Genomic DNA, 12,825 nt, shown 5'->3' with positions numbered 1-12,825 from the left:
CGAAGTTAGTAAGCGCGTGATGGGCAGCTTTCGGCCAGGAATGACCATTCCGTTTTGCATCAAATAATACCCTTCAACGGACTGCAGCCAAGGCTATCTTATGGGCATATCGCCTCGCTTCATCATTCGTGAACCGGAGCCCTGAGTCGCCGCAAATGAGAGTTACGCCAAACTCGATGGCCTGGCCTGGCGATTTATATGTTGGTTTAACAGCAGACCTATGCCGCTTAAGACGATGAAACTCAGTGCCAGGGTAATTTGCAGGTTGTTGGTGCTGAGGTTGATCAGGGCACTGATCAATCCGCCTGAGATAAAAATCAGAGTATTGCCTGCCGAGGCTGAAGCACCGGCATTATCCGGGAATAGCTCCATAGCTTTGGACGTGGCTGCTGGCCGCGTTATGGTAGTGCCAGCGGTACAGATAATCATTGGGAGCAGCATGGTGAAGACGGACAGGCCAAATTGGTTCCGTAATATAAGCATCACTAACCCTGCAACGAAAATCAGTGACAGTCCTATAACAATTTGTGTACCCGCCTCCATATGCTTATTCATTACGCCCGCAAGGATACCGCCAGTCACGTAGGCTGCTCCGTACACTAGCAGGGTCTGAGAAAACTCATAGCTGCTTAGTTGCAACTGCTCCATGAATATTAGGGGCGATATGACGATGAATGAGAAGTGGCAAGCAAAAACAATTGCAGCGATTAGCCAATAGGCCACGAAATTGAAGTCACTGCAGATTCGCCGGTAGGTTCGCAAGATACCAATACGCGGCCCTGTGTTATTGATAGGCAGGTTTTCCAGCGATACCAAAGCCTTGATGAATACCAAAGCGGAAATCACTGCGAAGACATAGAAACTACCTTGCCAATCCATCAGCTCCTGCAACACGCTTCCGGCCAGGGGGGAGACCGAAATGAAGATTCCACTGGCCGTTACCATCAGAATTCGTAAACGATCCCGCTCTTTACCGATAAATAGGTCCTGAACCAATGCCTGAGACAGTACGAAACAGCCACAGCCTACTGCCTGGATCACACGGAATAGCAAAAAATACTCATAGTTCGTGGCCCAGACGCAACCCAAGGCGCCTGCTATGGATACTGCCATGCCAGCCAGTAACAACGTTTTTCGGCCGAGCATGTCCGACAAAGGGCCAATCAGTAACTGAGATAAAGAGATACCGATGGCAAAGAAGCTGATCGACAAGGCGATCTCGGACGTCGTGGTGCTGAAGTGCTGCGATAGCGAAGGAAACGAAGGCAGAAGTACGTCCACCGGAAACACGCCCAGCATGACCATCGCCATAAGTAGTACCGTGGCACCGACTTTCCTGGTCTTGACAACGGAGTGTTCCTTTATTTCAAGCATCAATGAGCCCTGATTGGCTGAATAATTTCCGGTGAGTTTGCAACTCAAAGAAACCGGCGCGCGTCATCGCCTGAATCGTTCCCATGGCAATAGAGCGTGCTCGCTGTGTGCGTATATCCAGCATCTGTAAAAATGCGCAACCGGTTCCGAGAGCTTAAAGGAGAAAAGGGCGTGATAACCCTCGTCAGTGTAAGGCTGTAAATTTCATAGTTTGTGGCAGATCAAGTCCCCGCCCTTCATGAGTGAGAGTCTCGACCGACCGGTTAACAATGAGTGAGTGTCACTTTTCTAAGTGACGTTGAAAGGCTAGCCAAAAATAAAAATAACTAAAATTAAAAAATCAAGCTCAAATGATACATTAAATTTCTGACCTGTAAGAGATTGCCTACTTTCTATGTTTTGGCTTACCGATAAGCCCATCCAGTCTGCGCAGCCATGATTACTGTCAGCAGCATGAAAAAGTCTAAGCACCCCATAAGCCCAGCATAGCCAAAGTTGGGCGGAGCGTTTATTCGCTGTAGCAATGTGATTATCCAGATAAAACCGCAACTCGATTTTTGTCAGCTACGACTGACAGAAAACGGCCAAACACTGCCGATCAGTGAAGGTGGAAAATTCGCAAAATTAGTTCTGAGGCTTTCTCTCCATCCGCTTTGTAAAGTTTACGCAACCGTTCGCTGCGAACCGCAGGCGCTTCAGGCCAGTAGCGCTCGGTCGACTGATTGGACCGGGACGGTTACGCTGGGGCTTTGCATGCAGGGAAAAGGGTATGGCAGAGGTCTATATAAGCTGTCGCCACCCCCAAAAATCAGCTTGCATAGCCAGAAGGAGCTCGGATGCAAAGGGTGATGATTGTTGGTCAACCTGGGTCTGGAAAAAGCACTTTGGCGCGTAAGCTTGGCCAGCGTACGGGGTTGCCGGTTGTTCATATCGACACTATCCACTGGCAGCCAGGGTGGATCGAGCGAAGTCGGGACGAGAAGACGCGGCTTTGTCTCGACGTCGAGGCCCGTGATTGCTGGATATTCGAAGGCGGCCATTCAGCCACTTGGGACAACCGGATGGCCCGTGCAGATCTTTTAATATGGATTGATCGTTCGGCGCCGCTTCGATTCTTGCGCGTACTGCTCAGAACTCTACTCCAACATGGTAAGTCTCGGCCTGACTTGCCGGAGAACTGCCCCGAACTGCTGGCGAACCTGCCGGAGTTTTTCAGATTCATGTGGCAGACGAACAAATCAGCGCGAGCAAAGATGCAACAACTCGTGGCAACTGCGCCATCAGCTTGCCGCGTGGTTCATCTGCGTTCTAATCGAGACACCGAAAATTTTCTCGCGGGCATGGGGCGTTCGACAGGCCCAGCCCTGCGAGATTGATCGATGGTTGAACTGCTTCACCAAGGAAACTGTGGGTTGCGATTGGCGGCACCTGGCCGAATGTTGCCGATCACGAATGGCAGTTACGGCTGACGCGAGCCATCCTGCAATTGACGATATAAGGTAGGCTCAAGAAAACCTCTTCTCTATGGTGATTTGTTTTCGCGCTTCATTCCCCCACGACGTGTAGGAATGATCCTTGTCTTGGCGATGAACTTTTAACCCTGTCTTGCCCGTCCAACCTGGGAACCCTTCCAGATCAAGGATCGTCCATGACCTTTTTTATCTTCCTGCTCGCCTGCGCCGCTGCGGCCAGTACCGGTGTGATTTTCAAGCCGGGTGCCTGGTACGAGTCCCTTGTCAAACCCAGCTTTACCCCTCCCAATTGGCTGTTTCCGGTCGCGTGGACGATCATCTATCTGTTGCTCGCCTGGGCCGGTTATCGCCTCAGCCTGATACCGGGCAGTGAGTTGGTGTTGGCGCTGTGGGCGGCGCAGATTGCGTTGAATACACTGTGGACGCCGGTGTTCTTCGGCGCCCATCGGCTGTTTGCCGGGATGGTGATTATCGTGTTGCTTTGGCTCACCGTGGCGGCGATGGTGGTGTTCGCGGTGCGCCTGGACCTGATCACCGGCTTGATGCTGTTCCCTTACCTGGCGTGGCTGTGTGTGGCGGCGGCGTTGAATTTTTCGATTTTGCGGAATAACCGTTGATGGCTCATAAACACTGGCCCGCCTCCGAGGCCGAACTCGTCCAGATGCGCCGTTTCAACCAAAAGCTCGCGTGGATGCCGCGCTTCAAGATCCGCAACCGCGTCACCCCGCGTCTGATCCAGGCGCTGTTGCGCGTCAGTCAGAAGATCAAGCGCGCAACGCCGGCTGAGAGCAGAGTGGTGAATGGCGTGCCGGTGCGCATTTTGCGGCCAGCCGGCACGCCCAGGGGGGTGGTGCTGGATATCCACGGCGGCGGCTGGGTGATCGGCAATGCGCAGATGGACGACGCGCTGAACCTGGGCATGGTGCGGGCGTGCGAGGTGACGGTGGTGTCGGTGGATTATCGGCTGGCGGTCGACACGCCGGTTGAGGGGCTGATGGACGACTGCCTCGCCGCCGCGCGATGGTTGCTGACGGCCGATGAGTTTGCAGGCTTGCCGATATTCGTCGTGGGGGAGTCGGCCGGTGGGCATCTGGCGGCTGCGACCTTGCTGACGCTCAAGCAATGGCCGGATCTGCTCAAGCGCGTGAGCGGGGCGGTGTTGTATTACGGGGTTTACGATTTGACCGGCACGCCGAGCGTGCGCACCGCCGGACCGGACACCTTGCTGCTGGACGGCCCCGGGATGGTAGACGCGCTGCGCCTGCTGACGCCGGGGTTGAATGATGAAGAGCGTCGGCAGGCGCCATTGTCACCGCTCTATGGTGACTTTGACGGGATGCCGCCGGTGTTGATGTTCGTCGGGGAACTGGATCCGCTGAAGGATGACACGCTGCAGATGGCTGAACGTTGGCCCGGGGCGCAGACCCATCTTCTGCCGGAATCTGCCCATGGGTTTATCCATTTTCCGGTGGCGATGGCGGAAGGGGTTCTGGTTTACAGTCGGCGGTGGATTACCACTTACATCTGCGGCGAACGGTAATGCGCCTTTCCCAAGGCTCACACCTGCCTCATGTGGCGAGCGGGCTTGCCCCGCGTTGGGGTGCGAAGCGCCCCCAATCCAGCAAAATGCGGTGTACCTGATACGGCTCAGCGCCTGGTTTTGGGACTGCTGCGCAGCCCAACGCAGGACAAGCCTGCTCGCCACAGGGAATCTGCGCTTAACTGAACGGCATTAGGGCAAGCCCGCTCACCACAACAGCGCAATTCAGGTTAATCAGCGACTCATCAGGAGACCCTTACCATGCGCGAATACACCGTCACCTACCTCTTCAACACCCAACCCCGCACCCAAACCTTCGAACTCAACCAACCCGAACTACCCGACCACGACGCCGCCCTGCACCTGCTGGCGCTGCACCTGGGCGACGCGGAAAACGGCCTGATCATGCCGCCCGCCGATGCCACGCCTGAACAGATCCTCGCTCAAGCCGCCATTGTCGGCATCACCCGGATCCAGGTGGCATGAGCCCGCGCATCCACGCCGACACGTGATGTCTGGCTGTGCCAGGGCTTTGATCCCGTGTGGCAAACCACGCACCGGCAGCGGCCAATAAATGCTTGACCCACCCATGGGAGGATTTCTGTCGGCGGCGGTCAGATTGACTAATACGCGCCCTTAATATGCTGGTGGTCCAATCCCGTGATTACGCATTCCTTTTTATCGGGCGGCGGCGAGCTCGCCTCCCTGATCCAGTCCAGGGATTGGTCAGCGACGCCGCTGGGTCCGATCGAGCACTGGCCGCAGAGCCTGCGCACCACCGTCAGCCTGTGCCTGGCGTCGAACTTCCCGATCAATATCATCTGGGGGCCGGAGAACACGCAGATCTACAACGACGGCTACAAGGTGTTGTGTGGCGAGTCGCACCCGCGCGCGCTGGGCGAGAGTTACCACGTGACCTGGGCCAGCGCCTGGCCGGCCATCGGCGAGCCGTTCACGCGGGCGCTGGCGGGTGAGACCAGTTTTCTCGAAAACCAGCGCATGTTCCTCACGCGCAACGGTTATCTGGAAGAGACCTTCTTCACCTTTTCCACCTCGCCCATCCGCGATGAGACCGGCGGCATCGGCGGGCTGTTTCACCCGGTGACCGAAACCACCGTGACCATCCTGGCGGAGCGCCGCACCCGCGCGCTGCGCGACCTCACGGGACGGCTGGCGGTTGCCGAGGACTTGCCCCGGCTGATCGCGCTGGCGGTCGAGACGCTGGCGACGTTCAACTTCGATATTCCCTTCCTGCTGTTTTACGCGCGCGAAGCCGACGGCTACCGCCTGGTGCAGCACGACGGCATCGGCCCGGATACCGCCGCATCGCCGGCCTGGATCGGCCTGGATGACACCGCGCCATGGCCGTTGGGCGCGGCGTGCGCGCAAAAGCGCCCGCTGCAGGTGGGCGGCATCGAGGCGCTCTTTGCCGGCATTGACTGCGGGCCTTACCCGGAATCACCGCGCACGGCTTTCGTGCTGCCGCTGGTGGTGCCGGACGATACGCAGACGCCGTTGATGCTGGTGGCCGGTGCCTCGCCGCGCTTGCCGATGGATGATATTTACCGCGGCTTTTTCGAGCTGTTGGGCGCCGCCCTCTCGGCGGCGTTGGCCTCCGTGCGGGCGCGGGCCTACGAGCGCCAGCGCGCCGACGCCCTGGCCGCCATCGACCAGGCCAAGACCACCTTTTTCACCAATATCAGCCATGAATTTCGCACGCCCCTGACCCTGCTGCTCGGGCCGCTGGAGCAGTCGCTGGCCCTGGGCGATGCGCTGCCGGCCGATGAGCGTGAGCGGGTGACCCTGGCCTATCGCAACGCCCAGCGCCTGCTCAAGCTGGTCAATTCGCTGCTGGAGTTTTCGCGCATCGAGGCCGGTCGCGCCCAGGCATCGTACGAGCCGGTGGACCTGCCGGAACTGACCGCCGACCTGGCCTCCAATTTTCGCTCGGCCTGCGAGCGTGCCGGCCTGGCGCTGATCATCGACACCACGCCGCTGCCCGAGATGGCCTACGTCGACCGGGACATGTGGGAAAAGGTGGTGCTGAACCTGATCTCCAACGCCTTCAAGTTCACTCTGGCCGGGCAGATTCGGGTCAGCGTCGAACCCGGCGCCGATGGCGCGAGCGTGCAGGTCAGCGTCAGTGACACCGGCACCGGCATTGCGGCCGATGAACTGCCGCGCCTGTTCGAACGCTTCCACCAGATCGACAACCCCGCCGGCCGCTCGTTCGAGGGCTCGGGCATCGGCCTGGCGCTGGTGGATGAACTGGTGCGCCTGCAGGGCGGCACGCTGGCGGTGAACAGTGAACTCGGAGTGGGCAGCACTTTTACCGTGACCCTGCCGCTGGGCAGCCGCCATGTGCCCAAACCGCTGCACAGCTCGGCGCTGCTGCACGGCTCCACCACCAACGTCAGCGCCTTTGTGGAAGAAGCGCTGGGCTGGTTGCCGGACACGCAGACGCCGCAGGTGCAGGATGAGCCTGCCGCCGAACCGTTCGAAGAGTGCGTGTTGCTGGCCGATGACAATGCCGACATGCGCGCCTATGTTGCCCGCCTGCTGCAGGCCGAAGGCCTGCGCGTGGAGACGGCGACCGATGGGCAGGCGGCGCTGGAAGCCGCACGCCAGTGCTTGCCGCAGTTGATTCTGACCGACGTGATGATGCCGGTGCTCGATGGCTTTGGCCTGTTGCATGCGGTGCGCGAAGATGCGCGCCTGCAGGCCACTCCGGTGATTCTGCTGTCGGCCCGCGCGGGCGAAGAGGCCCGCGCCGAAGGCCTGGCGGCCGGCGCCGATGACTACCTGATCAAACCGTTTTCAGCGCGCGACCTGGTCACACGGGTCACCTCGCAGCTGGCCCGCGCGCGCAACCGGCGCGAGGCCATGTTGCGCGAAAGTGAAGCGCGGCTGCGCCTGGCCATCGACGCCGGGCAGATCGGTGAATGGGAACTGGACATCGGGGCCGACAGCTCGGTGCGGGCCGCCCGGCATGACCAGATCTTCGGCCACAGCAAGCCGGTTGAGCACTGGGGCATCGAAACCTTCATGTCCCATGTGTTGCCCGAGGACCGGCCCGAGGTGGAGGCGTCATTCAGGCGGGCGGCCGAGCAGGGCATCGGCTGGGATTTTCAGTGCCGTATCCGTCGTGCCGAGGACCAGCAGGTGCGCTGGATCCTGGCGCGCAGCACGCCGCAACTCGACGCCCAGGGCCGTACCCAGAAACTGTTCGGCCTGGTGCAGGACATCACCGATCAGAAACACGTCGAGCTGGGCATGCAGGCGCTCAACGAAACCCTGGAGCAGCGCATCACCGAGGCCATGGAAGAACGCAGCAAGGCCGAAGAGCAACTGCGCCAGGCGCAGAAACTCGAGGCGTTGGGCCAACTCACTGGCGGCGTGGCGCACGACTTCAATAACCTGTTGACGGTGATTCGCTCCTCCCTCGACCTGCTCGAACGTCCGGAGTTGCCCGAGGTGCGGCGCAGCCGTTACCTGACGGCCATCTCCGACACGGTCAATCGCGCGGCGCGTCTCACCGGGCAACTGCTCGCCTTCGCACGTCGCCAGGCGTTGAAGCCGCAGGCGTTCGACGTCAGCCAGAGCGTGACCTCGCTGGTGGAAATGATGGAGTCGCTGTGCGGCGCCCATATCCAGATCAGCACCGACCTGGCGCCTCAGGACTGTTTCGTATACGCCGACTCCAGCCAGTTCGACTCGGCGCTGGTGAATGTGGCGGTCAATGCGCGGGATGCGATGAAGGGCGTGGGCCGTTTGAGCATCGCGGTGGCAGCGGTCGATACGATCCCTGGGCTGCGCGGCCAGCCGCAGTTGCAGGGCGACTTTGTCGCAATCGCCATGCGCGACACCGGCAGCGGCATTCGGCCGGAGCATCTGGAGCGGATTTTCGAGCCGTTCTTTACCACCAAGAATGTGGGGCAGGGCACCGGGCTTGGTCTCAGTCAGGTGTTTGGCTTTGCCAAGCAGTCCGGCGGCGAAGTGCGAGTGAGCACCGAGCTGGGCCAGGGCTCGACGTTTACCCTGTACCTGCCCCGGGTCACCGCACGACCTCTGGAACCCGATGTGCAACTGGAGCCGGCATTCTTCACCGGGGGCCAGGGCAGCCGGGTGCTGGTGGTGGAAGACAATATCGAGGTCGGCACCTTTGCCACCCAGGCCCTGGAGGAACTGGGCTTCCAGGCGACCTGGGCGGTGAATGCCGAGCAGGCGCTCAAGTGTCTGTCCGACGCCGCCGATGAGTTCGACGTGGTGTTTTCCGACGTGATGATGCCCGGCATGAATGGGCTGGAACTGGCCAAGGAGGTCCAGCAGCTGTGGCCGGCGTTGCCGGTAGTGCTCACCAGTGGCTACAGCCACGTGCTGGCGCAGCAAGGCACCCACGGCTTCGACTTGCTGCACAAGCCGTATTCCATTCACCAGTTGCTGCAGATTCTGCGCAAGGCCTGTGTGAAAACGGGCTCAGCTTGAGCGCAGGCGCAGGATCTGCGCGCCGTCGAACGGGTCGGTCAGGTAATGGCCCTGCACGCCGAAGGTGTCCTGCAACCGCTGTGGCGTGAGCACTTCCAGCGGTTTGCCCAGCGCCACCAGCCGTCCGTGATCCAGTACGGCCAGGCGGTCGCAGGTCAGCGCCTGGTTGAGGTCGTGCAGGGCAATCAGGGTGGTCACCGGTAGCGCTTGCACGCCTTTGAGGATCGTCAGCTGGTGCTGGATGTCCAGGTGATTGGTCGGCTCATCCAGCAGCAGAATCTGCGGCCGTTGCGCCAGCGCACGGGCGATGTGCACGCGCTGGCGCTCGCCGCCGGAGAGGCTGCGCCAGGCCCGTTGGCGCAGGTGCGTGGCATCCACATCGTGCAGGGCCTGGTGCACGATGGCCTCGTCCCCGCGGGACCAGGGGCTCAGCGCCGACAGCCATGGCGTGCGGCCCAGGGCCACGGCGTCGAACACGCCGATGGCGTCGTCGGTGTCGGCCTGTTGTTCCACTACCGCCAGTTGCTGCGCAATGACGCGGCGCGACAAGCTGCGCAAACGCTTGCCGCCCAGGTGCACATCGCCGCTGGCGGGCGCGCGCAGCCCGGCCAGCAGCTTGAGCAGGGTGGACTTGCCGGAGCCATTCGGTCCGACGATGCCCAGGGTTTCCCCCGCCTGCACCTGCAGGTCAATACCGTGCAGCAACTGCGCATCGCGCACCTTGAAGCCCAGGCCGCTGCAGCTCAATACGCTCATCGTGCGTTCCTGCGGCCGATCAGGATCAACGCAAATACCGGCGCGCCGACCAGTGCGGTGACCACGCCTACCGGAATCACCTGGCCCTTGATCAGGCTGCGCGAGAGCACGTCGGCGGCAATCAGAAACAGCGCGCCGCCCAGAGCGCTGGCTGGCAGCAGCCGCGAATGCGCGGTGCCGAGCAGCAGGCGTACGGCGTGGGGAATCACCAGGCCCACGAAGCCGATGGCGCCGACAATCGACACCATTACCGCCGTCACCAGGGCGGCGCAGCCCACCAGCACGCATTGCACGCGGCGCACCGGAATGCCGAGAGAAGCCGCCGAGTCGCTGCCGAAAGTAAACGCATCCAGCGCGCGACGGTGCCACAGGCACACCATCAGGCCGGCGACCGCCACCGGCACGGCCAGCCACACCGACGGCCAGCGCACGCCACTGAGGTTGCCGAGCAGCCAGAACATGATGCCGCGCGCCTGCTCGGAGCTGGCCGATTTGGTGATCAGGAACGCAGTGAGTGCGTTGAACAACTGGGAGCCGGCGATGCCTGCGAGGATGATCTGCCCGGTGCCGCGTGCCGAGCCACTGGCCCGCGCGAGCAAGGTCACCAGCGCGAACGCGGCCATGGCGCCGACGAATGCTCCCGCCGACAACGAGATCAGCCCGCCGCCCACGCCGATCAAGGCGACCAGCACCGCGCCGGTGGAAGCGCCGGCGCTGATGCCCAGCAGGTACGGGTCGGCCAACGGGTTGCGCAGCAACGACTGCAGGATCACCCCGCAAGTCGCCAGCCCGGCCCCGCAGGCGGCGGCCACCAGCGCGCGGGTGAGGCGGTAGTTCCACACCACGCCCTCGTCGATGGGGTCGAGCACGTAGCCGGCCGCCCACAGTTTATTGGCCAGCACCTTGAACACCACCTGCGGCGCGATGGCGGTTTCGCCGATGGCTATCCCGGCGAGCAGGGCGATCAGCAGCAACGTGAGGGCGATCAGGGTCCGCATCATTGAGGCAGGTCGTAGCCGTCGATGGCGCCGGCCAGTTGTTCAAGGCCGTCAAACATGCGGATGCTGGCCTGCAGCGCCAGCGCGTCGAGGATGATGATGCGGTTGTTTTTCACGGCGTCCATGTTGCGGGTCACCGGATCGCTGCGCAGGAAGGCGAGTTTCTGTTGATGATCGTCGGCGGGGTAGCGGCGCCGGTCCATGCGCGCGATCACCAGGAAGGTCGGGTTGGCCTTGGCGATGGTTTCCCAGCCGACGGCGGGCCACTCCTCATCGGACTGCACCACGTTGGTCAAGCCCAGGGTGTGCAGCATGAATTCGGGGATGCCCTTGTGGCCGGCCACATAGGGGTCGCTGGCCATTTCGGCACTGGAGAACCACACCAGCGCGCTGGCCTGCTTCAAGCCTTTGTCTTGCGCGGTGGCGACGGATTTGGCCAGGCGCGCCTTGAGTTCGTCGTTGAGCTGTTGGCCGCGCGCCTGCACGTCGAAGATCTCGGCCAGTTGGCTGATGCTTTTATAGACAGTGTCGATGCGAAACGGCTCGAGCCGCGTGCCGTCGGCGCCCACCCGGTTGTCCTTGCCTTCGCAGTCCGACGGCAGCAGGTAGGTGGGGATGTTCAGTTCGTCAAACTGCTCGCGGGTGCCCACCACGCCTTGTGCGCCGACCACCCATTCCAGCTCGGCGGCCACCAGCTGCGGGCGCTTGGCGATGACGGACTCGAAGCTCGGCTCGTTGTTGGCCAGGCGCTCGATGCCATCGTTAAGGGTTTTGTACTGCGCCAGCACGTTGTTGAACCACAGCGAGGTGCCGACCACTTTGTCACCGACGCCCAGGGCATACAGCATCTCGGTGGCAGCCTGGCCGATGGTCACGCTGCGTGCGGGGGCCTGGGCGAAGGTGATGTGGCTGCCGCAGTTTTCCAGGGTCAGCGGGTAATGAGTCGGCGCGGCGTGGACGTGCGCGGACAGCCCGAGGCCGATCATCAAGGCGGTAACGCGTGGCAGCATGGGGCATCTCCGTTTGAACCGTTGGCGAAACCCCAATGAGTCCCGTCCGGGAAACGGCGCGGTATGGTAGTGCATGGCGGGGTGGGCGGGAAGATGGGGAGGGCTGCTCTCAACAGCAGACGATTCCAGTGTGGCGAGCGGGCTTGCCCTGTGGCAAGCCTGCTGGCCACAGGGCAGGCGCGCTATCGGCGGTGAATCACAAACGAATATCTTCCGGGCCGCGTATCAGCGCTTCAATGCGCGTGCCCGTGGCGCGCTCTTCGTTGCTGAATCCGTCGTAATCGGCCAGGTTGCCGAAGCGAACGCCGGTCAGGCGTTCTATCTGCAGCACGCTGCGCTGGTAGGTGCGCAACTGGCCGAACACCAGGTCGAGCTGGCCCAGTTCCCGGCTCTGGTCGATCATGTATGCGCTGGCAGAAGGTTTGCCATCGTCGCTGAGGTAGGCGACGACTTTCCAAAAGGCCTTGGGAATTTTGATCCCCCGGTAAAGGCGGTCGTCTTCGCCGAACACCGGGCCGGTAAATACAGTGGCCCGGGCTTTCCAGCGCTGGGTGTTGTCGAGGATATAGTCTTCCAATTCCAGCCAGGTCTTCTGGTTGAAGCCGCTCATCTGCGGCGAGCAGTTGGTGAAATGGAAGGTGTCGACGTTGGCCGTGTCGGCCTCGGCGCCCCAGTTGGGGTCCTGGCGTCGCACCAGGTGGCCGCGATCCAGGCCATTGCCGGCGTAAAGTTCTTCGCCGGCCTGGGCCTCGACGGGCAGGCGACCGTCGTAGGCCCAGGCGTCGTTGCTGCGCACGATGTCCACGTGTTGCGCGCCGTCGATATTCACGCCGACGTAGAAAGCCAAGCGCCTTGAGCGCGACATCGTGATGGAAAAATGCGTGTAGTCCAGGCGCTTTGGCTGCACATCCTCTGCCAGGGCCGGGTCAACCGTGGGCCAGGGGACTTCGAAGTTACCCAGAAAATCTTCGGCATAGCCGGTGCGGTTTTTCAGATCCTTGGCGGCAGTGACGCGTGGGGTTGCCGCTCGCGCCTGCAGCAGGGCAGGGCTGGCCGTGACCAGCGGGCGCAGATCGCCAAGGCGGGGGCGGTGTGACAGGTCGATTTTGCGGGTGCGGGATGGCATGGGCTGCTCCTTGCGGGCCTGGAATAAACACTACTGCAACACAGGTTCATGACAATTTAGGCCA

General features: G+C 61.6%; 10 protein-coding genes. 5 read left to right on the top strand and 5 right to left on the bottom strand.

Translation table 11 applies throughout. The features are described from left to right. Positions 1–162 precede the first annotated feature (162 nt). Positions 163–1,374 carry a multidrug effflux MFS transporter gene (locus H045_RS12295; protein WP_015372513.1) on the bottom strand — a complete coding sequence of 404 codons (1,212 nt, stop codon included), beginning with the start codon at positions 1,372–1,374 and terminating at the stop codon, positions 163–165. Between the two features lie 836 nt (positions 1,375–2,210). Here H045_RS12295 and H045_RS12290 point away from each other — a divergent pair. The 5 genes from H045_RS12290 (at position 2,211) to H045_RS12270 (ending at position 8,871) form a co-directional block, all read left to right on the top strand. Next, positions 2,211–2,750 carry a P-loop NTPase family protein gene (locus H045_RS12290; protein WP_003234382.1) on the top strand — a complete coding sequence of 180 codons (540 nt, stop codon included), beginning with the start codon at positions 2,211–2,213 and terminating at the stop codon, positions 2,748–2,750. A gap of 272 nt (positions 2,751–3,022) precedes the next feature. Further along, entirely contained in the window at positions 3,023–3,463 is a 441-nt protein-coding gene (tspO, locus tag H045_RS12285) for a tryptophan-rich sensory protein TspO (RefSeq protein ID WP_003234380.1), read from the top strand. Further along, complete coding sequence (locus H045_RS12280; protein ID WP_003234378.1) at positions 3,463–4,386, top strand: alpha/beta hydrolase; 924 nt, start codon at positions 3,463–3,465, stop codon at positions 4,384–4,386. Before tspO ends, H045_RS12280 begins: the two co-directional genes overlap by 1 nt. Before the next feature lie 261 nt (positions 4,387–4,647). After that, the gene (locus H045_RS12275) at positions 4,648–4,872 is read left to right on the top strand and encodes a hypothetical protein (protein WP_003234376.1); all 225 of its coding nucleotides are present in this window, start codon (positions 4,648–4,650) and stop codon (positions 4,870–4,872) included. A gap of 174 nt (positions 4,873–5,046) precedes the next feature. Continuing rightward, complete coding sequence (locus H045_RS12270; RefSeq protein ID WP_015372512.1) at positions 5,047–8,871, top strand: ATP-binding protein; 3,825 nt, start codon at positions 5,047–5,049, stop codon at positions 8,869–8,871. Here the strand turns inward: H045_RS12270 and H045_RS12265 are convergent. From H045_RS12265 to H045_RS12250, 4 genes are all read right to left on the bottom strand, one after another. Further along, positions 8,863–9,627, bottom strand: coding sequence for an ABC transporter ATP-binding protein (locus H045_RS12265; RefSeq protein WP_015372511.1), 765 nt, complete (start codon positions 9,625–9,627; stop codon positions 8,863–8,865). The two genes, H045_RS12270 and H045_RS12265, sit on opposite strands and share 9 nt — an antisense overlap. After that, positions 9,624–10,628 (bottom strand): FecCD family ABC transporter permease, encoded by a 1,005-nt coding sequence (locus H045_RS12260; RefSeq protein ID WP_015372510.1) that lies wholly within the window; start codon positions 10,626–10,628, stop codon positions 9,624–9,626. Before H045_RS12260 ends, H045_RS12265 begins: the two co-directional genes overlap by 4 nt. Then, positions 10,625–11,635, bottom strand: a complete 1,011-nt coding sequence (locus tag H045_RS12255) for an ABC transporter substrate-binding protein (RefSeq protein ID WP_003234369.1) — start codon at positions 11,633–11,635, stop codon at positions 10,625–10,627. The genes H045_RS12260 and H045_RS12255 overlap by 4 nt, the downstream gene beginning before the upstream one ends. A 196-nt stretch (positions 11,636–11,831) precedes the next feature. Next, on the bottom strand, positions 11,832–12,761 hold the full coding sequence (locus tag H045_RS12250; RefSeq protein WP_015372509.1) for a DNA/RNA non-specific endonuclease: 930 nt from the start codon (positions 12,759–12,761) through the stop codon (positions 11,832–11,834). Positions 12,762–12,825: the final 64 nt, after the last annotated feature.

The sequence above is a fragment of the Pseudomonas poae RE*1-1-14 genome (genome assembly GCF_000336465.1).
GTDB classification, from domain to species: Bacteria; Pseudomonadota; Gammaproteobacteria; order Pseudomonadales; family Pseudomonadaceae; genus Aquipseudomonas; species Aquipseudomonas poae.
Note: the sequence above shows the minus strand (reverse complement) of the source record. Positions and strands in the feature narration are given on the sequence as shown.

What these genes read in the sequence shown, in the direction of transcription:
- H045_RS12295 (WP_015372513.1), bottom strand. Translation starts at nt 1,374, where the DNA reads ATGCTTGAAATAAAGGAACACTCCGTTGTCAAGACCAGGAAAGTCGGT.
- H045_RS12290 (WP_003234382.1), top strand. Translation starts at nt 2,211, where the DNA reads ATGCAAAGGGTGATGATTGTTGGTCAACCTGGGTCTGGAAAAAGCACT.
- tspO (WP_003234380.1), top strand. Translation starts at nt 3,023, where the DNA reads ATGACCTTTTTTATCTTCCTGCTCGCCTGCGCCGCTGCGGCCAGTACC.
- H045_RS12280 (WP_003234378.1), top strand. Translation starts at nt 3,463, where the DNA reads ATGGCTCATAAACACTGGCCCGCCTCCGAGGCCGAACTCGTCCAGATG.
- H045_RS12275 (WP_003234376.1), top strand. Translation starts at nt 4,648, where the DNA reads ATGCGCGAATACACCGTCACCTACCTCTTCAACACCCAACCCCGCACC.
- H045_RS12265 (WP_015372511.1), bottom strand. Translation starts at nt 9,627, where the DNA reads ATGAGCGTATTGAGCTGCAGCGGCCTGGGCTTCAAGGTGCGCGATGCG.
- H045_RS12260 (WP_015372510.1), bottom strand. Translation starts at nt 10,628, where the DNA reads ATGATGCGGACCCTGATCGCCCTCACGTTGCTGCTGATCGCCCTGCTC.
- H045_RS12255 (WP_003234369.1), bottom strand. Translation starts at nt 11,635, where the DNA reads ATGCTGCCACGCGTTACCGCCTTGATGATCGGCCTCGGGCTGTCCGCG.
- H045_RS12250 (WP_015372509.1), bottom strand. Translation starts at nt 12,761, where the DNA reads ATGCCATCCCGCACCCGCAAAATCGACCTGTCACACCGCCCCCGCCTT.